The following is a 22,209-nucleotide window of genomic DNA, read 5'->3' as shown; positions in this document are numbered from 1 at the left end:
GGTGCGGTCAGGCGATCAGGTGGCAAGCTGGCCCAGGATCGGGCCGATGCGGATCAGGTGGGTCTCGGGAATCTCGCTGTGCGCCAGCACCTGCAGGCGCGGCGCGGCGCGGCGCAGCAGGCGCGCCATGGCGCTGCGGATGGCGTCGGGCACCAGCAGGCAAGCGGGCACGCCCTTCTCCTCCTGCTTGTTGGCGATGTCGGTCGCGGACTGGCTCAGCATCTCGGCCACGCCAGGGTCCAGCGCACCGGCGTTCTGGCCGGACAGCGCCTGCATCAGCAGCCGCTCCAGACCGGGCTCGATGGCGATGACCTCGAGCTCCTTCACCGGGCCGTAGATCTGCTGCACGATGGCCGGCGACAGCGCCATGCGCACGCGGCGGGCCAGCTCGTGGGGTTCGGTGACGTGCACGGCGTGCTCGGCGATCGATTCGATGATGGTGCGGATGTCGCGCACGTGCACACCTTCTTCCAGCAGCAGCTGGAGCACTTTCTGGAAGGTGGCAACCGAAACCATCTTGGGCACGACTTCTTCGATCAGCTTGGGGGCCAGGCGGGTCACGTGTTCGACCAGTTCCTGGGTCTCCGTCCGGCTCAGCAACTTGGCCGCCTGGACTTGCATCAAGTGTGAAAGATGGGTCGCCAGCACAGTCTCGGAATCAACGACGGTGAAACCGGCCATTTGCGCCGTTTCCTTCTGGCGCTCGTCGATCCAGTGCGCGGGCAGGCCGAAGGCCGGGTCGGTGGTGGGCGTGCCGATGAGGGGCGTGTTGATGCCGCCGGGGTCGATGGCCAGCCACATGCCGGGGAAGACCTCGCCCTCGCCCACCACCACGCCGCGCAGGGTGATGCGGTAGGCGCTGGGGTGCAGCTCCAGGTTGTCGCGCACGTGCACCGGCGGCGGCAGGAAGCCCACGTCCTGGGCGAACTTCTTGCGCACGCCCTTGATGCGCGTGAGCAGGTCGCCCTGGCGGGTCTTGTCCACCAACGCGATCAGGCGGTAGCCCAGTTCCAGGCCCAGCAGGTCCACGGGTTGCAGGTCGTCCCAGCTCGCCTCGCCGTCGTTGGCGGGCGCGCCCGCGGCGGCGGCGCCGGGTTCGGGCTTGGGCGCCAGTTCCTGCTGACGGCGCCAGTACGCCAGGCCACCCAGCAGGGCCGCGAACAGCAGGAAGAACAGGTGCGGCATGCCGGGGATCACGCCCAGCAGGAACAGCACCGAGGCGGCGATGCCCAGCACGCGCGAGGACAGGAACATCTGCTGCGCCACCATGCCGCCCAGGTCCTCGTCCTTGCCCACGCGCGAGACCACCATGGCCGCGGCCACCGAGATCAGCAGGCCCGGGATCTGCGCCACCAGCGCATCGCCCACGGCCAGCAGGATGTAGTTGTCCGCCGCCTGGCCCGCCGACAGGCCGTGCTGCATCATGCCGATGGCGAAGCCGCCGATGACGTTGATGATCAGGATCAGGATGCCGGCGACCGCATCGCCGCGAACGAACTTGGAGGCGCCGTCCATGGAGCCGAAGAACTCGGCCTCCTCGCCCACCTCGGCGCGGCGGCGCTTGGCTTCCTTCTCGTCGATCAGGCCCGCGCCCAGGTCGGCGTCGATCGCCATCTGCTTGCCGGGCATGGCGTCCAGGGTGAAGCGCGCGGCCACCTCGGCGATGCGCTCCGAGCCCTTGGTGATCACCACGAAGTTGATCACCACCAGGATCACGAAGACGATGAGACCGACCGCGAAGTTGCCGCCGATGAGGAAATGGCCGAAGGCCTCGATCACCTCGCCGGCCGCGCCGGGACCGGTGTGGCCCTCCAGCAGTACCACGCGGGTGGAGGCCACGTTGAGCGACAGGCGCAGCAGCGTGGTGAGCAGCAGCACCGTGGGAAACACCGAGAAGTCCAGCGGGCGCTTCATGTAGGCCGCCACCATCATCACCACCAGCGCCAGCGCGATGTTGAGCGTGAAGAAGGTGTCCAGCATCCAGGGCGGCAGCGGCAACACCATCATCGACAGGATGGTCATCACCAGCATGGGCGCGGCCAGTCCGCCGGCCAGCGCGCCGTTGCGCTTGAACCATTGCTGCAGGGCGTTCATTCTTCAGCCTCCTGGGGCTTTTTCTTGAAGTGCGGATCGAGTTCGGGCGGCACCGTCGGCTGCGGGTCGGCTGGCATGCGGCCCTGGCCGTTCATGGCCGCCTTGAATTGGTAGACCCAGGCCAGCACCTGGGCCACGGCGGTGTAGAGCGCACCCGGGATTTCCTGGTCGATCTCGGCGTGCGCGTACAGCGCACGCGCCAGCATGGGTGACTGCAGCACCGGCACCGCGTTGGCCTTGGCGACGTCGCGGATCTTCATGGCCAGCAGGTCCGTGCCCTTGGCGATCACACGGGGGGCGGCCATGGTGGCCTCGTCGTAGCGCAGCGCCACGGCGTAGTGGGTCGGGTTCATCACCACCAGGTCGGCCTTGGGCACGGCGCGGATGCTCTGGCGCTGCGCGAGCTGGCGCTGGCGCGCGCGGCGCTGGCTCTTCACGTGCGGGTCGCCCTCGGCTTCCTTGTGCTCGCGCTTGATCTCGTCGTGCGACATCTTCAGGCGGTGCTTGTGCAGGAAGCGCTGGGTGGGCACGTCGATGGCCGCCACCACGCCGATCACCAGCAGCAGCAGGCCCACGCCCACGGCCAGCCACTGCGCGAGCTGGCCGATGCCGGCCTCCAGCGGGCGCATGAGCAGGGTGGCAAAGGCCTCCGCGTGGTTGACGATGAACTGGCCGGCCACCAGCAGCACCACGGCGGTGATGCCCACCAGCTTGAAGGTCTCGATGACCTGCTGGCGCGAGAACAGGCGCTTGAAGCCCGACAGCGGGCTGATGTTGCTGAGCTTGGGCTCGATGGGCTTGGTGCTGAAGGCGAAGCTGCCTGCGGCGACGAGGGCCGCGACAGCCAGCGCAAGCACCAGCAGGCCCAGGGGCAGGTAGACGATGAGCGCTTGCGCGGTGTGGTCCGACAGGCGCTGCAGCATGAGCTCGGGCGTGCGCACGCTGGCGCTGTCGAAGCGCAGCTGGCTGGCCAGCGCGTCGCGCAGCTGGGCGAAACCGGTGGGCGCCAGCGCAAACAGCACCAGCATGCCGCCGCCCAGCACGGTGACGTTGGACAAGTCCTTGGAGCGGGCGACCTGGCCGTCGTCGCGCGCCTTCTTCAGGCGCTGCGGGGTGGCTGGCAGGTTTTTGTCTTGGCTCGAGGAATCCATCAGTCAGGCTCGGGGAAGTGAGCCTGATTGTGGAAAGCGACCCGGAAAACTAAAGGGCGATAAGACGGGGGGAAAGGGGCTTATTCGAATCGGTGGACAGGCGGAGGCTGGGACCCTGGCAACTTTCCGTCAACGTCAGCATCGAGCGGCAGAAAGCCTGACGCGACAAGCCGGTTGGTATCCGCCCAGTGACCCGTTCCGCCAAGCGACTCCCTGAGGGCGTCATCCATGCGTAATCAGTTGTTGAGATCCGCGCGTACTTCCCAGGGGTAAGGCTTGGCGACGGCTGCCCCTATCTTTCACGGCGTGCGCAAGAAGCACGCGAAAGAGAAGGGATCGACATGGGCAACACAAGCAAGCGCTCCGTTCGCATGCAGAAGCTGCGACGAGTTGGCGAGGGTAGTGGTTCCGGCCAGCTCGATGGCGGCACTGGCGCAGCCACGCCGCTCGCCGGTGGCACGGGCCTGCGCCGTGGCTTGGCCGAGCGCCGCACCACGGAAGCCGAAGCCATCAGCCTCCTGAGTTTGTTGAGACCGACGGTTCTCCTGCTCACTGCCTGGGTGCTGACCACCCACGCGACAGCCCAAGTCGTGCAGCCAACAGAAGCGGAACGGCTGGCGCGAGTGAAAGAGCTGATCGCACGTCAACCGCCCTTGCGGCTGCACGACGACGGACGAAACCCCGGCGAGACGGCCCTGTGCAAGGCCTTGATGCGCGACCTGATGAAGGGCAAAGGCTTCGTGCCGGTCGAACCAGTGATGGAGTTCAAAACCGACTTTCCGTCGGCGGAGTACCCGGACGAGGTGCACGTAGGTCCGCCCAAACTGATCAAGGACGTCGAGCGTTGCGGGTGGATGGACGAAGGATCGGTGACGGGGTTTCGTGGATTCGATGTGGCCACTGGTGCACCGCCGTTCCGGGTGTATTCCCTCAAACGCTACTTCCCTCGGGTCAAGGGAACCGACCTCATGTATTGGTCGGAATACCTCGCCGAAACCAGCACCGGGCGAGAAGGCTACAGCCGCATCGACCTTAAGACCTGCGAGCACGTCCCGTACGGTCCTGGGGTGTCGACCGATTCCTCATTGCAGGCAACCGAGCCAGATCGCCAACGAGCAGCCTTAGCTGCGTATCGAAGGACTTTGCTGGTCGTATGGGATGTCACCGATGACCTTTGGGTCAGAGCAGAGGTATTTCGGCCAGCCACATGGACGCGCTACGAAGGCTGGTGCCGTTGGACGACACCCCGGTAATCCATTTCAGTCAATCAAAGGAGAGGACATATGGCCATTCAAGTACATGCGAGTGACAACATGGCACAGCTCACGCGCAAGCTCATTCACAACGGAGAAGGAAAGAGTCTCTCAACGCCGACAAACGTGGGAGACCATACGGTCACCTTGGGATTTGGCTACACCTTCATTCGACGAAGAGCCGACAGCAAATGGATGGTCATTGACAATTTGAAATCTGACATGGCGCGCGTGGGCATCGCGCTGACGAACACACAACTGGATCAGTTGAGCGAGATTGCCCAAGCTCTGAGCAACGGATCTACGCAACTGGCCGACGCAGAGATTGCGAAATTCGCAGCTTCCTGGACCGCGCCCCCGTTGAGCGAAGCCCAAGCCGAGAAACTCTACGAGATCGAGCTTCAAGCAAAGCAGGACGCCATCAAGAACCGCTTCAGCCGGATCCTGGGCAAACGCGACGGAGAAGCCCTCTTCGCCACCCTCACCCATACCCGGGAGATGGCCGGCCTGCTCTCCCTCGCCTACAACGCCGAGTCCCTCATCGGCCCAGGCCTGACCCGCGCCCTGTGGCAAGGCGACCGCGCCGAAGCCTGGTTCCAGATCCGCTACGACTCCAACGCCAGCACACAGCCCATGGACCTGCGCCGCGGCCTGGCCGCCACGCTGGGCAGCGGTGTCATCCGCTACCAGGACCGCATGCTCAGCGGCCAACGCGGGAGCGCCCCATGCTCCGCGCTGGTCCAACATAAGGTGGCCGGCGCATGAACAGCACCGTCTACAAGCAGCCCCCAATGATGCGCGCCTACTTTGTGCACGCGTTCGGAACAGCAGCTCTGGGTGTATTGCTGCCATCGGGCCAGCACCTGGTTTGGTTGCACTCCCTCATGCAACCCGTCGTTGCCTTGATTCCCAATGCCCTTCGAGTCACCGAGCGCGCACCTGACCCTGTCTTTGCCCAAACGTTTATCGGCCTTTCCCTGCTAATCGCATCGGCCATCCTGCTGTACTGCATCGTGGCTGTTCGTGGGTATCACACCAAGACGTTTGAGAGTTCAACCAAGCGTTGGCTGGCGTTGACTCATGTGTGGGCAATCGTTCTGGTGATTTTGGGTATCGCATGGTGGATGCCCTACTTAGACCCCATAAGCAAAGGGCGCGCCTATTTCATGCTCAACGCCGCGACATCCAGCAAGGGTGGCGTACTCGTCATCATGAATCAACTGCTGGTGGGCTTCCCATTGTTTTGCTTTCTGGTGCTTTGGCTGGGTCATACGTGCACTACCGCCCGCCAACGCGCGGACTTCATTTGACATTCAAGGAGGAGTTTCATGAGCAATACCAACACCACACAGCATCAGACCTTTGAACAACTAGCCTCTATGTGTGACGACCTCGCAGGATGGTCGGCCAATTTCGCCACAGGCATTGTCGAGGCTCTTGAAAAGGGCGGCTCAAGCGCGCTTGAGCGTCTCACGAAAGTTCGGAAGAACTACGAAGTAGCAATTGCTGCGGCCATTTCTCGACGAGAGATGGCCTTGGTGGCGGCCGACGTGATCGCCGAGGGCGTCTGGCGCCAAGCCGCCGACGAGATGTCACGCATAGCCTTTGTGCTCGCAGACGACACCAAAGACGCCGCCGTTCGATTGGCCAGTTTTCAAGACGCAGTAAACGATGGATTGCGCAATATCGGCCGATTCGCGGGACCGGCATTCGACATCTACGCAGTGGGCGATGCCATCCGAAACGGCGACGGAAACAAGGCTGGCGAAGCAGTGCTCTCCATCGTTCTGGGTGGAGCAATTGGTGCCACGTTCGCAAGCGGTGTAGGAGCGCTTGGAGCAGGAGCCGTGGGCGTGACTTTTGCTGGCGGGGTTGGATCAGTGTTCGGCGCCGTTGGCGCCAAATACATCAACCCCCACACCACTCGCCCCCTCTTCGACTGGATGGGCAGCTACCTGCCCGATGGCCTGTGGCGGAGCTTGGAGAGCGCCACCTTCGGCGCAGGCGCCGCCCGCCTCGACCCCTCGGGCGCGGTGTACACGTCCATGCTGCTGCACCGCATCGACAACAGCATCCAACTGAACGACCTGGGCCGCCTCTTCGATCTGGCGTCCTCCGCCCGAGAGGGCCGAGAAACCATCGCCCTGCTCAATGACCTGGGCCACATCTTCCAGCCCGCCCGACCGCCCCTATCCGACGACGCCACGGACGAACAACTCATCGCCTACGCTGGCCGGGTTGCAGCCGTGACCGACGCCTTCTCCGGTGGCCTTCGGATCAAGACCGCCGTGCCCACCGCCAGCGATGCCCGCCTGGACTTCGGTGCCTTCCTGTGCCTGCAGAACCTCAGCCCGCTGGTGGTGTGCGCCAGCGACCCCGAGGCGCAAGCCAGCCTCAACGCGCTCTGGCAGAACACCCACGGCGATGTGTACCTGGACTGGGCATCGGACCGACAAGCCGTGCTGCGCGGTGACGAGCAACACGAGATGGCCTTCTCCGATCAATGGGTGGCGGATCGGCTGGCGATGCTCAACGCCTTGTTGGACACCCATGTGCGCGACCTCAGCGCCACCGACACGCTCACGCCCAATCCGGTCAGTGGTCTGCTCGCCGCGCAGTACCTTGACCTCACCAGCGACGCCCGGATTCAGGTCGGACTCGACCTGATGTCCACACCCAGGGTGGTCTTCGGCACAGCGGGCGACGATGCCGCCGGTGAGCTGTCGGGCAACGGCGGCAAGGACCACCTCTACGGTGGTGCAGGCAACGACCGCCTCACCGGCCTGGGCGGCGCCGACCACCTCGAAGGCGGCTCGGGCGATGACGTGTTGGACGGCGGAGCCGGCAACGACCGCCTGCTCGGCGGCTCAGGCTCCGACACCTACCTCCTCGATGGCTCCGCCGGCAGCGACGTGCTCATCGACGAGGACGGCGGCGTGATCCGCTACCAAGGCCAAATCCTCAGCGGCGGCAAAGAGAGCGCCCCCGGCTCCGGTGAATGGCAGGACGGTGCGGTTCGCTACCACCTCATGGCCGACGGTGATCGCCAACACCTGCTCATCAGCGCCGGCGCCGGCACCGTGCTGGTTCAGAACTGGCACAACGGCCACCTGGGCATCCAGCTGCAGGACGCCCCGGCCGACATCCCAGCACCCAGCGCCAACCTCGTGCTGCACGGCGACCGCGCCCCACTCGACCACGACCCCGAAGCCGAGGGCGTGCAGAGCAGCACCGACGCCCTGGGCAACCTCATCGTCAAGCCCGACCAGATCGAAGCTGACCGAGTTGACACGCTCTACGACGACACGGGCAACGACCAGCTCTTCGGCCATGGAGGCGATGACACGCTCAACGCCTGGCGCGGCGGCGATGACCTGCTGGACGGTGGCACAGGAAACGACCATCTGCGCGCTGGCGCGGGTGTTGACGTCCTCATCGGCGGCGACGGCCTGGACCGCCTCTTCGGGCACGAAGGCAACGACCGCCTGTATGCCCAGTTCGAGCAGAACGACGACCAGGTCATCGCCGCGCATGACCCCGACACCGAAGACGCCCAGGGCATCGCCGAGCAAGGCGAGCTGCTGGTTGGTGGCAACGGCGACGACTGGCAGGTCGGCCACCAGCGCGCCGACTTGCTCTTGGGCGGCCCGGGCCGCGACCAGCTCTGGGGCGGCGCGGGCGACGACGTGATCTACGGTGACCTTGACGCGAGCACCGCACAGCCCAACTGGGGCCTCCAGCGCTCCGTTCTGAGCGACCCCTCATTCGACATCGACACGCACCGCGTGACCACCCAAGGCATCAGCTATTCCAATGTGGACACCTCAGCCACGGGCGAAGGCGACGTTCTGCACGGCGGCGCTGGCGACGACTGGCTCTTCGGCGAAGGCGGGCAAGACCGGCTTGATGGCGGCAGTGGCGCCGACGTGCTTTTCGGCGGCACCGACAGCGACTGGCTGGAAGGCGGGAGCGGCAACGACCGCCTGATGGGCGACAACGGCGCCGGCAGCAGCGATGGCCACGGCAACGACCACCTGAATGGCGGCGCGGGTGATGACCGGCTTTGGGGCGACGCGGGGCACGACCAGCTCTTCGGCGGCGAGGGCGATGACCGACTGTCAGGCGACAACACCAGCAGCGCGGCCCATCTGCACGGCAACGACTTCCTCGACGGTGGTACCGGCAACGACACGCTCTGGGGCAACGGCGGCGCCGACCAGTTGCTCGGGGGCTCAGGCGCTGACGTGCTCTGGGGCGACGACGACGCCCGCGACGCCATCGACACCGCCTACCACGGCCAGGACCTCCTCATGGGAGAGGACGGTGATGACGCGCTCGTGGGCGGCGGCGGAGCCGACAAGCTCCTGGGTGGCGAGGGTCACGATGTCCTCTACGGCGACGACCTCAGCGATGACCTGTCAACCTACACCGTCGAAGCCAGCGCCCATGGTGATGACTGGCTCGACGGCGGCGCGGGCAACGACGTCCTGTACGGCGGCGGAGGCCGTGACCACCTGCTCGGTGGCGACGGCGACGACGACCTGTTCGGTGGCGACGGCGATGACACCCTGGACGGCGGCAAGGGCTGGAACCGTCTGGAGGGCGGCTCGGGCGATGACCTCTACCTCGTGCGCGGTGCCGACCTCTTGAACCCGGCATCGGCTGACGCCCAGTTCTTCGACGTCAGCACCACCATCAGCGACAAGCTGGGCCGCAACACCATCCGCGTGGACGCGCTTCAACGCGACATCACCCTGCTGCCCATGGACAACAGCGACGGCAGCACCGGCCTGTGCCTGGTCTGGCCCATGGGCACCGACGCCCAGGGCCGGTCCCAGCAGGCCGCGTTGGGCCTGGGCTCGCTGACTGACGTCTCCCACTTCACCATCGAATTCGCCGACGGCCAGCGCGTGGCGCTCGCACGCTGGATGGGCGATGCGCTGCAAGGCTCGATGACCGCCGCCACGCAGACGCCGGGCGAATGGCTCGTGGGCACTGCCGGGCAGGACCGGCTCGGCCTGTACGCCAGCGGCACCGAGGTCATGGGAGGGCGCGGTGACGACACGATCGAACTCAACGCCGACGCGGAGGTGGTGCACTTCGATCGCGGCGACGGCCATGACGTGCTGAGGGGCTGGACCAGCGGCCACCGCATCGCTTTCGGCGCGGGCATCGCTCCCGAAGACCTGCGCCTGACGGTCACGCCGGAGGGCAAGGTGTTGATCTCCATCGCCCCTCCCGACGGCAATGGCAGCGCCGATCGCATCGAGTTACCGTTCTCGCCCTGGAGTCTGTTGAGCAGCACCTTCCTCGCCGACATCGCATTCGCCGACGGTCAGGCGCTGAGCTGGCGAGACCTGCTCGAGCGCGGCGTGCGCATCGAGGCCCCGATGGGCACCAGCCGGATAGACGGCACACCTGCCAAGGACCACTTCTCGGCCATGCCACAGGACGCCACGCTCTCGGGCGGCCAGGGCGACGACCAGTACCACTTCGGCGCCGGTGAGCGCGCCACCGTGCAGGACGCCGAAGGCCGCAACCGCATCGTCTTCAGCGCAGACGCCGCCAGCGACTGGGACGCCGTGCAGGTACAACGCGCCGCGCCCGGCGCCGATGGCCAGGTCTCCAACGACCTGCTGCTGAACGCCGGTGGCGCAAGCATTCGCCTCCTCAACGCACTCGCGCTGGGCGAGCGCTTCGACATCGCCCTGGCCGACGGCCGCACCCGCTCGCTCGCCGATCTCGTGCGCACCCTGCCCGCCATGGGCGTCGATGGCAGCGCGGGCAGTGACCACCTCATCAGCGGCGATGGCCACGATCTGCTCATGGGCCAGGACGGCAACGACACCCTGGACGGACAAGGCGGCGGCGACGCCCTGCTCGGCGGCCTGGGTGACGACGTCTACCGGATCGACCTCACCGCCCCCCAGGCCGGCCACGACCAGGTCGCCGACCCGCAGGGCCGCAACGTGGTGCGCTTCGCACCTGGTGTGCACACCGATGCGCTGCGGGCCGAACGCATCGGCGACAGCAGCGACCTGCGCCTGTGGCTCGATGGGCAGACCGAAGCCAGCCTCACCGTGCGCCGCGCGCTCGAAGGGGCCGTGGTGCGTTATGAGTTCGACGACGGCAGCGGCGGTGTCAGCGTCTGGACACTGGACACCCTGATCGAGCGCCTGGGCCTGTCCGCGGGGCTGAGCCTGGTCGGCTCCTCCAGCCAGGACGACCTGTCGGGCACCGTGCTGGGTGACTTCATCAGTGGTGGGGCGGGTGACGACACCCTCTCAGGCAAAGCCGGCAACGACGAGCTGTTGGGCGGCGATGGCGCCGACCACCTGGAGGGTGGCCGGGGCGGCGACACCTTGAGAGGTGGCGAAGGCGCCGACCGCTACACCTTCCAGATCGGCGACGGCGTGGACCAGCTGATCGACGCCGAGGGTGCCAGCCTGGTGCGCTTCGGCCCTGGCATCACGCCCGACCGGCTTTCCGCCACGCGCGAGACCATCGATGGCGCGGGCTACGTTCGCCTGCGCTACAGCGCCAACGACGCCGTGCTCATCCGCGACGACGCGCCCCTGGACACGCTGAGCTTTGCCTTCGCCAACGGCGAGGTTCGCAGCGCCTTGCCCTTGTACGCCGAGATCCTCGTCGGCAGCGGCGTTTCCGTGGCTGGCAGCGCGGGCGACGACGCGCTGTATGGCACGGCATCGGCCGACACCCTGCAAGGCCTGGACGGCATCGACAACTTGCAGGGCGGCGCGGGCAACGACCGCCTGGACGGTGGCGCGGGCTCGGATTTCCTGCATGGCGGTGCGGGCCTGGACAGCTACACCCTGCGCGCCGACGCCGGCCTGGACCGCCTGTACGAAGTCCCAGGCCAGGTATCGCGTTTGGTGCTCGATGGCATCGCGCCCGAGGCCTTGATGTATGGGCGCGTCGGCAACGACCTGCTCGTCCAGCACAGCGGCTCCAACGCCGCCAGCTTCGTCCAGGGCGCCTACACCGCAGGCACGCGTTGGACACTGGTGGACGCGCAGGGCCGCGAGCACGACCTGCTGGCCCTGGCCTCGCGGGCCATCGCCACACAGACGCCGCAGCAGTCTCAGGCGGCCTTCGCGCAGGCGGCGGATGCGCAGGCCGGGCCGGTGCCGATGGGCGTGACCTGGTGGGGGCACTACGCCGACCGGAGCTTCATGCGGCTCGGCGACCAGCCCGGCAGCTTCACCGTGGGCACCGGCACCACCGAGGAGCGCGTCTACCAGTTGAACAAAGTCACGCAGCACACGCAGAACGACGACGCCCAGGTGGTACTGCGTGGCGAGCGCGACAGCCAGTCCGTCGGCCGCGAACGCTTCGCCAGCGTCGAGCGCACCGAGACGTATCTGGGACAGCGCTTCTCGCACTACGAATACACCACCATCGGAAGCATCCCCGATCGCATCGTTCCCCTGCTTGAGTACATGGGCAATGGCAGCATGGTCTTGCTGCCCGCGGGGGCTAGGATCGTGAGCGGAGACCGCTCCGGGGGACCCAGCGATCGGCCGATCTACGTCTACATCCCCGGAGACATACGAACCTTCAGCACCGAGGTCTACGAGCCCGAATGGAGGACCAGCACCTACTTCGAGGATTACTACCGCACGACCTACGACAACGTGCGCCTCACCGAGGTTTACCAAGGCGGCGACGGTGCGAACCACGTCAGCCTGGACGGCTCGGCGGCCAAGATCGTGAGCACAGGCGGTGGCGACGACCGGGTCGCATCGTCCTTCCAGCCGTACAGCAACTGGGACACCCGCATGGCCCCACCCACCTGTATCGATGGCGGCGCGGGCAACGATCGCATCGTCGCGGGCGAGGGCGACGACGAATTGCACGGCGGCATGGGCAGCGACCACCTCGACGCCGGGGCCGGCGCCGACATCTACGTCATCGATGCCGTGGACGATGGCTGGGATGTGATCGACGAGCGCACCGCGTCGACGGTGTCCGTCTCGATTCACCTGCAGCTGTTTGCCAACCCCGACCGCCCGAAGGAGGAATGGTGGTATCGGGACGCGGACCCAGCCTTGATCGCCGAGGTTCGCGCCCTGGCCGGCACGCTCGATGCTCAGCAGGAGCAAGACCTGCGCGATAGGGACTGGATCGATTTGACCTTGCCGGCCACGGCCGACACGCTCAATGCCTTGATGCGACTGGAGGAGTTTCCCCTGAAACCGCGGCAGTACCTTGAGTGGGCTCGGGACAGTACGGCCGTCAATCCGCACACCGCCGTGCTGTCGGCTGATTTGGATCAGTTGCTGGCCCGCGTGAGCGCCCAGCCCTTGGTGTCTTACTCCGACTTCCACACGGATAGGCATGGACCGCGGCCGCGCATCCGTTTCACCGACGACGTGCTGAGCGCGCTGAGCGCAGACACCGTGCGCCTGAGCCCCGGCATCGACCCAGCCGCGCTGCAGGCGCATTGGTCCACGCTGGACACCGACGAAGGCCCGCGCCGAGCGCTCTCGCTCAGTTGGGGCGGACCCGGTGGCGTGCACGTGCTCATGCCTGAAGACGGTGCCCCGCCCGGCGTCGGCATCGAACGCTTCGAGTTCGCCGATGGCACGGTGTGGACGATGGAGCAGATGGTCTCGCTGGTGCCGCTGCTGCAGCTGCGGCAGCAGGTATTGCCGATGCCCGAACCCGTGGCCATCGAGACAGGGCCCGCCATCACGGCATATGTCGGCCCGAACCCGCTCGCGGCGTCCGCCGCGCCGGGCCTGCCCGATCTGATTCCGTGGGACGACGAGCCATCGCCGGACTGGCCCGCCCCCGTCGACACACAGGAGCGCCGCTGGCTGCAAGACCTCATGTATCGCCAGTACGAGCGGGCATACGCACGCTCATGGGACCTGGATACGCCGCCATCGCCCGAGCCAGTCGCGTTGCAGTCCGATGTCTCGGCAGCGCTTGCACCGAGCACGGCAAACGCCGCCTTCGAAGCCCAGTTCAACAGCCTGATCCAGGCCATGTCCGCCTTCGCGCCGCAGCCCATGGCCAGCTTCTCGCCTTCCAGCGAGAGCCTGACGAGCGCTTACGCGCCGGTACTGGCGGCCCCGCCGTTCTGAGGGCCCCCGCGTCGCGTCGGCCGCGCGCCGGCTGACACCTCAGAAACCCAGGCTGGCCAGCAGATCGTCCACCTGCTGCTGGTTGGTCACCACGTCGGTGCGGCCGTCGGCGTTCACCACCGGCCCCGCCAGCTCGTGCGCCTTGTCCTGGCCCGGCTGCCCGGTCGGCACCGACTCCAGCAGCAGTCCCAGCAACTGCTCTTCGATCGTCCCGGCAAGCCCCACCACCCGCGCGATCACCTGGCCGGTGAGGTCGTGAAAGTCCTGCGCCATCATGATCTCGGTCAGGCGCGCGTCGGTCTTTTCGGCCAGCGCCACCACGTCCGTGGACCACTCCAGCAGCTCGGGCATGGCCTTGGCCAGCGCCGGCACGCGCCGGATGGTGTCGGCCAGTTCCCGGCCGCGCTGCGCGAGCTGCTCCTGCTCCTTCTTGCCCTCTTCCACTTGGCTCAGCACCTTCTCGGCGGCTTCGCCGGTCAGGCGGGCGATGTAGGTCAGGCGGCTCTGCGCGTCGGGCAACTGCTCCACCGTGCCTTGCAGCTTGTCGGCGTAGCCCAGCTCCTTCATCGCGTCGTGCAGTTGGCGCGTGATCGCGCCCAGCTTGCGGAACATGTCGGGGTTGGTGCCCTGGGTATCGGGGGTGTCGTTCATGACCTTGTTCTCCCGATGCCCTTACAGGCCCAGCTTCTTGAAGATGTTGGCGAGCTTCTCTTCCAGCGTGGCCTTGGTGAAGGGCTTGACGATGTAGCCGGCCGCGCCGTTCTGCGCCGCCAGCACGATGTCTTCCTTGCGCGCCTCGGCCGTCACCATCAGCACCGGCAACTGCTTGAGCTTCTCGTCCGCCTTGATGGCGGCCAGCAGCTCGAAGCCGTTCATGTTCGGCATGTTGATGTCGGTGACGACGAAGTTGAAGTTGCCGGCCTTGAGCTTGCCCAGCGCGATCGCGCCGTCCTCGGCCTCGTCGGCATCGGCGTGGCCGATCTCCTTGAGCAGGTTGCGCACGATGCGGCGCATGGTGGAGAAGTCGTCAACGATCAGGAATTTCATCGGCGTGGACATGGCAGCCTCCGCGGAGGTGGGGGTCGGGAAAAGTCGGGCCGCTCAGCGCGTGCTCGTCTCGGGTGTTTTCGTCACTTCGGGGGAAATCTGTAGGGCGGTGGCGGCCACCGCCGTGGCAGGCCCCACGGCCGGCGCCGGCTGCAAGCCCAGCACCGGCGCGGCGGGCAGCGCGGGCGGGAACATGCGCTCCTCGTAGTCGCGCGTCATGATCACGATGCTGATGCGCCGGTTGCTCGGGTCCAGCGGCTGCTCGGGCAGCAGCGGCACGCTGGCGGCCAGGCCTTCCACGCGGCGCAGCTTGTCGTCGGGCAGGCCGCCGGCCACCAGCTCGCGGCGCGAGGCGTTGGCGCGGTCGGCGGACAGTTCCCAGTTGCTGTAGCCGCGCTCGCCGCTGCCATAGGGCTTGGCGTCGGTGTGGCCGGCCAGCGAGATGCGGTTTTCCACACCGCCCAGCGAGCCGCCGATGGCGTGCAGGATGTCGCGCATGTAGGGCTTCACCAGCGCGCTGCCGGTGTCGAACATGGGCCGGTTCTGGTCGTCCACGATGAGGATGTGCAGGCCGTCGGGCGTCTTGACCATGCGGATCTGCGAGCGGTACTCGCCCAGCTTCCCGTCGGTCTCGATCAGCGTGTTGATCTTTCGCTCCAGCGCGTCGATGCGCTCCTGGTCCTGGCGGGCGAGCTCGGCGCGCGCCATCTGGGCGCCGATCTGCTTGACGGTGCGCTCGGTATCGCCCGAATCGCGCTGGCCGGTGGCGGCCGACAGGTCGCGCCCGCCGCCGGGGATGATGCTGCTGCTGTTGCCGGTGCCGTCGCCGCCCATGAAGGACACCTTGACCGGGTTGACGAAGTAGCTGGCGATGCCTTCCAGGTCGCCCTTGGCGGTGGAGCCCAGCAGCCACATCAGCAGAAAGAAGGCCATCATGGCCGTCACGAAGTCGGCGTAGGCAACCTTCCACGCGCCGCCATGCGCCGCGTGGCCCGCCTTCTTCACCCGCTTGATGACGATGGGCTGCAGCTTCTTTCCATCACCCGCCATGGCGCATCCCTCAGGCCTTCTTGCCTTTGACGTGGCCTTCGAGTTCGCTGAACGTCGGGCGCACGTCGCTGAACAGCACCTTGCGGCCGAACTCGATGGCGGTGGCCGGGGCGTAGCCCTGCATGCTGGCCAGCAGCGTGGTCTTCACACACTGGAATTCCTTGCTGCTCTCTTCCATCTTCTGCTCCATCAGGCCACCGATGGGCTCGAACACGCCGTAGGCCAGCAGGATGCCGAGGAAGGTGCCCACCAGGGCGGAGCCGATCATGGCGCCGAGCACGGCGGGCGGCTGGCCCACCGAGCCCATGGTGTTGACCACGCCCAGCACGGCGGCCACGATGCCGAAGGCCGGCAGGCCGCCGGCCAGGCGCGCGATGGCGGCCACGGGCGCGTGCGCTTCCTGGTGGTGGGTCTCGATCTCGCTGTCCATCAGCGACTCGATCTCGTGCGCGTTCAGGTTGCCCGACACCATCATGCGCAGGTAATCGGTGATGAACTCGACGACGTGGTGGTCGGCCGCGATCGTCGGGTACTTCTTGAACACCGCCGATTCGTGCGGGTTGTCCACGTCCTGCTCGATGGCCATCAGGCCTTCCTTGCGCGCCTTCTGCAGCAGGTCGTACAGCAGGGCCATGAGCTGCATGTAGCGCTCCTTGGTGTAGCGGCTTCCCTTGAAGCAGCCGGCCATGCCCTTGAAGGCGGCTTTCACCACCTTCATCTGGTTGTTGATGAGAAAGGCGCCCAGCGCCGCGCCCAGGATGGTGGTCATCTCGAACGGCAGCGCCTTGAGCACCACGCCGATGTTGCCCCCGTGCGCGATGAACACGCCGAAGATGCAGAGCATCGAGACCACGAAGCCGATGATGACGAACATGTTCTTGGTCGAATGAATGGATACAGGACTTATCGACCGACTCTAGGGGCGATGAAGATCGCCAGAAACGCGAAAAGGGCCCCCGCAAGGGCCCTTTTCCGGCTTTGACGGCGCGGGTGTGTTGTTTCTCAGTGCAAGCGCAGCGAACCGGCGGCACTGCCCTTGCCGGCACGCGCCGGGGGCTGGCACAGGCCGCAGACGAAGTGGCGGGCGTTCTCGTAGGGCTCGGTGACGAAGTGGCCGCCGCAGCAGGAGCACTTGGTCAGGGTCAGCATGCCGCTGTCGACGAACTTGATGAGGCGCCAGGCGCGGGTGATGGACAGCAGCGGCTCGATGGCGCTGGCGGTCATCTGTTCGCTGTACAGGCGGAAGGCCTTGATGACGGTGTCGATGTCCTCGAGGGCGCTGGACTTGGACAGGTACTCGTGGATGTTGAGGAACAGCGAGGCGTGGATGTTGGGCTGCCAGGTCAGGAACCAGTCGGTGGAGAACGGCAGCTGGCCCTTGGAGGGGCTCTTGCCTGCAACTTCCTTGTACAGGCGCAGCAGGCGCTCGTAGGACAGGCTGGTTTCGTACTCCAGCACCTGCAGGCGTGCGCCCAGCTGGATCAGGGCCACCGCGCGTTCGATGTCGCGCGACTCGTTGAGGATGCTTTTGCCTGCGGCCATGTTGGTGCTCCTGCGCTTCGTCTGTTACGGATAGTGGGTATCAGTGCGCTGTAGCGGCCATGGACTCGGCGTACTTGCCGGCCATGAGGATGCTGGCGTGCAGCTGGGTGGTGGTGCTGTTGTCGACCTTCTTCACGTTGTGGCTGGTCAGCAGGTTCCACACGAGGTCGTCGTCGACACGGAAGCGGCACAGCAGCATGTTGCTGGAGGCGATCTTGAGCAGTTGAGCGGTGGAGAGCATGCCGAGCAGGTCGGCGGCTTCTTCGGTCAGGCCCAGGCGGAACAAGGCTTCGGCGCGGTCCTTGCGGATCAGGTTCTGCGCCAGCATCAGGTAGGTCAGGTTGGCTTCGCGGATCTCGGCCAGAAGTTGTTCGCTGTCCATCATTCGCTCCTTGAACACATCGTTCGTCGGTTGAGGGCCGTCGCGCTTGCTGTGCTTGACCCGATGTGAGGAATTGTGTCGAGTGGTGAACAAACTTGAATCGGGAAACGTCTGTGCGTGCTGTCGGGAATACCGGTAGGGGGTGTCGGCGCAATGCCTACAACCTAGGTTTTAGTTGTTGCGGTTTTTCACGCTCGTGACCGCTCTGGGGCCGTTGGTCGGTGGTTTGCGCGGGGTTTCTCCGGAGGGGCCGGTCATCGGCGCTTGGGTGTCCGGCTCCGCGACTGTCCCCCGGAACGGATCGCTGGCGCGCTCCGTTCCTCCTCCTTTATGTCGCTACGCCGGACACCCAATCACCGACGACCTCGTTGGCACTCGGTCTGTTGGTGCGCCACCGTGCTGGCAGCTCGCGGACGCTGGGTGCCTTGTGTAGCGAAATAAAGGAGGACGGCGCAGCCGTCCGGGGGACATTCGCGGAACAAGGCACCCAGTGGCCGCGAGCCCGCGAGGTAGTCGAGCGAAATCCCCCCAAAGCCAAGAACAGCCGATGTTCGGCACCGCTTATCCGCCCGTTCCCCATCGGACAAATCTAAAGAATTCGCGGCTATCACCGAAATTGACGGAGCGAGCTTCCCGATGGAGTTCGTCGCCAGGCCAGCCAGGGCGGCGATCAGTGACGGTGAGACCCGGAGTGTGCCGGGTCAACCCTTCCAGTCCATCACAGGAGTGAGTTATGACCACCATCAACACCAACATGATGTCGATGACCGCCCAGCGCAACCTGGCGACGTCGGCGGGGTCGCTCGCGACCTCCATGCAACGCCTCTCGTCGGGCCTGCGCGTCAACTCCGCCAAGGATGATGCCGCCGGCCTGGCCATTTCCGAGCGCATGAACACCCAGGTGCGCGGCCTCAACGTCGCCGCGCGCAACGCCAACGACGGCATCTCCCTCGCCCAGGTCGCCGAAGGCGCCCTCGGCAAGGTTGGCGACATGCTGCAGCGCATGCGCGAACTCGCCGTGCAATCGGCCAACGCCTCCAACAACGCCGACGACCGCAAGGCCCTGCAGGCCGAAGTGACCCAGCTGCGCCAGGAAGTCGAGCGCGTGGCCAAGACCACCGCCTTCAACGGCACCAAGCTGCTCGACGGCACCTTCGCCAACGTCACCTTCCAGGTCGGCGCCAACGCCGGCGAAGGCATCTCCATCGAATCCATCGTCAGCGCCCGCGTCGACGACATCGGCGCCACCGACTTCCACATCACCGCGGCCATCAACAACCTGGCCGACCCCGTGGCGCCTGCCGTGCTGGCCGCCGTGGCCGCCGGCACGCTGGAAATCCTCGACGCCGACGGCAACGCCATCCCGCTGGGCCCCATCGGCGAAGCCACCACCGGCGCACAGCGCACCGGTCAGGTGATCGACGCGATCAACGCCAAATCCTCCGACACCGGCGTCTTCGCGCGCCCCGTGCTCGACGCCACGGGCGCCACAACCGGCTACGAGATCTTCTCGGACCGCGCGCTCGCCACCGGCGCGGGCGAGGCCCTGGAAAGCCTGGCCGGTGCCGCTGCCGACGTCGGCACCGTGGTCGCCACCGCGCCCACCGCCGCGCCCTTCACGCTGGAAGACATCAACATCGAGAACTTCGGCGACAGCCAGCTCGCGATGAAGGTGATCGACAACGCCATCGACGCCATCAACAGCTCGCGCGCCGACCTGGGCGCCCTGCAGAGCCGCTTCGAGAGCGCCGTGGCCAACATCAACATCACGGGCGAGAACCTCTCCGCCGCGCGCGGCCGCATCGTCGACGCCGACTTCGCGAAAGAGACCTCCAACCTCTCGCGCGCCCAGATCCTGCAACAGGCCGGCACCGCCATGGTGGCGCAGGCCAACCAGATCCCGCAGAACGTTCTGTCGCTGCTGGGACGATAAACACCACTGACCCCGAAGGAACCGCATGGCGACCATCACTTCTCCCGGCATGGCATCGGGCCTGCCCATCAAGGAAATGGTCGCGCAGCTCGTGGCGCTGGAACGCGCGCCACTCACCGGCCTGCAGTCGCAAGTCACCAAGGCCCAGAGCAAGCTGTCCATCTACGGCACCATCAGCTCGCTCGTCACCACCCTGGGCGACGCGGGTGCCAAGCTGGCCGAAGCGAACGCCTTCAAGGCCGTCAAGGCCACGTCCTCGCTGCCCGAATCGATCGGTGTGACGGTGGCCGCCGGCACGCCGCCCACGGGCTTTTCCCTTGAAGTGCAGCGCCTGGCGCAGGCGCAGAACACCTCCAGCGCCGTGGTGCCCGCGGGCAGTGGCCTGGGCGCCGGCACGCTCACCATCACCCTGGGCAACTGGGGCAGTGGCAGCTTCGTGGCCGGCACCGAAACGCCGGTGGAGATCACGGTCGAGGAAGGCAAGGACACGCTGGCCGACATCGCGAAGCAGATCAACGACTCCGACGCGGGCGTCACCGCCACCGTGCTCAAGGACGCCACCGGCGAGCGGCTGCTGCTGCGCTCCAAGGCCACGGGCGCGGAGATGGGTTTCCAGGTCGAGGCCGCGGACGCGGACGCGGGCGATGGCAAGGACCTCGGGCGCCTGGCCTACACCGGCGCGGGTTCGCCCAGCACGCTCACGCAAGCGGGCCTCAACGCCCAGCTCACCATCAACGGCGTGGCCATCGAATCGGCCACCAACACGGTCAAGGACAGCGTCGCCGGACTCACGTTCGAGCTCAAGAAGGTGACCACGGGCCCCGTGGACGTGAGCGTGAGCAACGACAAGGACGCCATGAAGAAGACCGTGCAGGGCTTCGTGGACGCGTACAACGCGGTCATGGACCTGCTGGCCACCACCACCAAATACGACCCGGAGACCAAGGTCGCCGGCTCGCTGCAGGGCGACAGCACCGCCACGGGCCTGCGCAACGCCATCCGCAGCATGATGCGATCGAGCACGCCGGGCGGCGAGTTCACGCAGTTGCTGGACGTCGGCATCGAGATCAAGTCCGACGGCAAGATGAGCATCAACAGCACCAAGCTCGACGCCGCGCTGGACAAGCCGGGCGAACTGGGCAAGCTCTTCGGCGCCACCAGCGACGACCCCACGCAGCGCGGCTTCGGGCTCAAGCTCGACGCCTTCGCCGACGGCCTCGTCGAGTCGGGCGGCACCCTCAGCAACCGCACCGAGTCGCTGAACGCCAGCATCAAGCGAACCAACAAGGAAATGGACAAGGTGGTGGACCGCGCCGCACGGGCCGAGACGCGCTACCTGGCCTACTACAACGCGATGGACGCCAACGTGGCGCGCCTGAACTCGCTCAACGCGTACATCACGCAACAGATCACGATGTGGAACAGGAACACCGGGTGACGAGGCGAAGCGCGGCTTGAAAAGCGCGACGGGCGGTGGACATCCACCGCCCGTTTTGTTTTAAGGCCACATGCCTGCGGACTCAAGTAATCGACGGCCTGGCCGAAACACCCAGGCAACGGGCCACGGATCGCGGTTCGTGATCCGGCCGCCGCGCCGGTTGCCTTCAACAAGCCTTTCACAGGAGTCCGTCATGACCACCATCAACACCAACGTGATGTCGATGACCGCTCAGCGCAACCTGAGTGGCTCGGCCAGTTCGCTCGCCACCTCCATGCAGCGCCTGTCCTCGGGCCTGCGCGTGAACTCCGCCAAGGACGACGCCGCCGGCCTGGCGATCTCCGAGCGCATGAACAGCCAGGTGCGCGGCCTCAACGTCGCCGCCCGCAACGCCAACGACGGCATCTCCCTCGCTCAGACCGCCGAAGGCGCGCTGGGCAAGGTGGGCGACATGCTGCAGCGCATGCGTGAACTCGCCGTGCAGGCCGCCAACGCGTCGAACAACAGCGACGACCGCACCGCGCTGCAGTCCGAAGTGACGCAGCTGCGCCAGGAGATCGACCGCGTGGCCAAGACCACCAGCTTCAACGGCACCAAGCTGCTCGACGGCTCCTTTGCCAACGCCACCTTCCAGGTCGGCGCCAACGCGGGCGAGGGCATCGCCATCGAGTCCATCGTCTCGGCCAAGTCCGACACCCTGGGCGACACCGACCTGATCACCGCCGCCGGCACGCTGACCACCACGGCCGGCGCCAACGCCGCGCTCGCCGCCGGCACGCTCACGGTCAAGGGCGTGGAACTGGGCCCGATCGCCGCCGCGGCCGACGCTTCGGAGCGCACCACCCAGGTGGTGGACGCGATCAACGCCAAATCCTCCGACACCGGCGTGTTCGCCCGTGTGGTGACCGACGCCGCCGGCGCCATCACCGGCTGGACGACCTTCTCGGACGACGCCATCGCCACGGCCGACTTCACGGGCTTCACCGCGGCCACCACCGGTGCCTCGCCGGCCGCCGCGGGCGCGGCCGCGGCCTCGCAGCTCGACGACATCTCCATCACCTCGTTCGGCGAAGCCCAGCGCGCGCTCAAGGTGATCGACTCGGCCATCGATGCCATCAACAGCTCACGCGCCGACCTGGGCGCCCTGCAGAGCCGCTTCGAGAACGCCGTGGCCAACATCAACATCACGGGCGAGAACCTCTCCGCCGC

At 66.5% G+C, this 22,209-nt stretch carries 15 protein-coding genes; 7 read left to right on the top strand and 8 right to left on the bottom strand.

Translation table 11 applies throughout. The annotated features are described in order from the left end of the window. Positions 1 to 15: 15 nt before the first annotated feature. Both flhA and GTO19_RS11350 read right to left on the bottom strand, forming a co-directional pair. A complete protein-coding gene (gene flhA / locus GTO19_RS11355; RefSeq protein WP_291021004.1) occupies positions 16 to 2,094 on the bottom strand; it encodes a flagellar biosynthesis protein FlhA in 2,079 nt (692 codons plus the stop codon). Further along, entirely contained in the window at positions 2,091 to 3,245 is a 1,155-nt protein-coding gene (locus GTO19_RS11350; RefSeq protein WP_291021003.1) for a flagellar biosynthesis protein FlhB, read from the bottom strand. Before GTO19_RS11350 ends, flhA begins: the two co-directional genes overlap by 4 nt. Before the next feature lie 341 nt (positions 3,246 to 3,586). Between GTO19_RS11350 and GTO19_RS11345 the strand changes: the two genes are divergently transcribed. From GTO19_RS11345 to GTO19_RS11330, 4 genes are all read left to right on the top strand, one after another. Beyond that, a complete protein-coding gene (locus tag GTO19_RS11345) occupies positions 3,587 to 4,498 on the top strand; it encodes a hypothetical protein (protein WP_291021002.1) in 912 nt (303 codons plus the stop codon). A gap of 60 nt (positions 4,499 to 4,558) precedes the next feature. Next, complete coding sequence (locus GTO19_RS11340) at positions 4,559 to 5,263, top strand: hypothetical protein (RefSeq protein WP_291026555.1); 705 nt, start codon at positions 4,559 to 4,561, stop codon at positions 5,261 to 5,263. Continuing rightward, positions 5,260 to 5,808, top strand: coding sequence for a hypothetical protein (locus GTO19_RS11335; RefSeq protein WP_291021000.1), 549 nt, complete (start codon positions 5,260 to 5,262; stop codon positions 5,806 to 5,808). Before GTO19_RS11340 ends, GTO19_RS11335 begins: the two co-directional genes overlap by 4 nt. Before the next feature lie 570 nt (positions 5,809 to 6,378). Further along, positions 6,379 to 13,608: a calcium-binding protein gene (locus GTO19_RS11330; protein WP_291025866.1), complete on the top strand. Its 7,230-nt coding sequence runs from the start codon at positions 6,379 to 6,381 to the stop codon at positions 13,606 to 13,608. 39 nt (positions 13,609 to 13,647) lie between these two features. On the opposite strand, the gene GTO19_RS11325 is transcribed toward GTO19_RS11330, so the two are convergent. The 6 genes from GTO19_RS11325 to flhD form a co-directional block, all read right to left on the bottom strand. After that, positions 13,648 to 14,259, bottom strand: coding sequence for a protein phosphatase CheZ (locus GTO19_RS11325; RefSeq protein WP_291020998.1), 612 nt, complete (start codon positions 14,257 to 14,259; stop codon positions 13,648 to 13,650). Between the two features lie 21 nt (positions 14,260 to 14,280). Continuing rightward, on the bottom strand, positions 14,281 to 14,667 hold the full coding sequence (cheY, locus tag GTO19_RS11320) for a chemotaxis response regulator CheY (protein ID WP_009516291.1): 387 nt from the start codon (positions 14,665 to 14,667) through the stop codon (positions 14,281 to 14,283). A 42-nt stretch (positions 14,668 to 14,709) separates the two neighbouring features. Further along, entirely contained in the window at positions 14,710 to 15,705 is a 996-nt protein-coding gene (motB, locus tag GTO19_RS11315; RefSeq protein WP_291020997.1) for a flagellar motor protein MotB, read from the bottom strand. Between the two features lie 10 nt (positions 15,706 to 15,715). Further along, a complete protein-coding gene (gene motA, locus GTO19_RS11310; protein ID WP_009516289.1) occupies positions 15,716 to 16,579 on the bottom strand; it encodes a flagellar motor stator protein MotA in 864 nt (287 codons plus the stop codon). A gap of 128 nt (positions 16,580 to 16,707) precedes the next feature. Further along, positions 16,708 to 17,247 (bottom strand): flagellar transcriptional regulator FlhC, encoded by a 540-nt coding sequence (gene flhC / locus GTO19_RS11305; RefSeq protein WP_009516288.1) that lies wholly within the window; start codon positions 17,245 to 17,247, stop codon positions 16,708 to 16,710. Between the two features lie 40 nt (positions 17,248 to 17,287). Then, the gene (gene flhD, locus GTO19_RS11300; RefSeq protein ID WP_009516287.1) at positions 17,288 to 17,629 is read right to left on the bottom strand and encodes a flagellar transcriptional regulator FlhD; all 342 of its coding nucleotides are present in this window, start codon (positions 17,627 to 17,629) and stop codon (positions 17,288 to 17,290) included. Between the two features lie 733 nt (positions 17,630 to 18,362). On the opposite strand from flhD, the gene GTO19_RS11295 reads away from it, so the two are divergent. From GTO19_RS11295 to GTO19_RS11285, 3 genes are all read left to right on the top strand, one after another. Beyond that, entirely contained in the window at positions 18,363 to 19,562 is a 1,200-nt protein-coding gene (locus tag GTO19_RS11295) for a flagellin (RefSeq protein WP_291020996.1), read from the top strand. Positions 19,563 to 19,587: 25 nt separating this feature from the next. Continuing rightward, positions 19,588 to 21,000 (top strand): flagellar filament capping protein FliD, encoded by a 1,413-nt coding sequence (gene fliD, locus GTO19_RS11290; RefSeq protein WP_291020995.1) that lies wholly within the window; start codon positions 19,588 to 19,590, stop codon positions 20,998 to 21,000. Positions 21,001 to 21,193: 193 nt separating this feature from the next. Continuing rightward, positions 21,194 to 22,209 (top strand): flagellin (locus tag GTO19_RS11285; RefSeq protein ID WP_291020994.1); only part of this gene is annotated, 1,016 nt, incomplete at its 3' end.

It is taken from the genome of Hydrogenophaga sp. (assembly GCF_011772445.1).
Lineage (GTDB): Bacteria > Pseudomonadota > Gammaproteobacteria > Burkholderiales > Burkholderiaceae_C > Hydrogenophaga.
The sequence above is the reverse complement of the archived record's forward strand: the minus strand, read 5'-3'. Positions and strand labels throughout refer to the sequence as shown.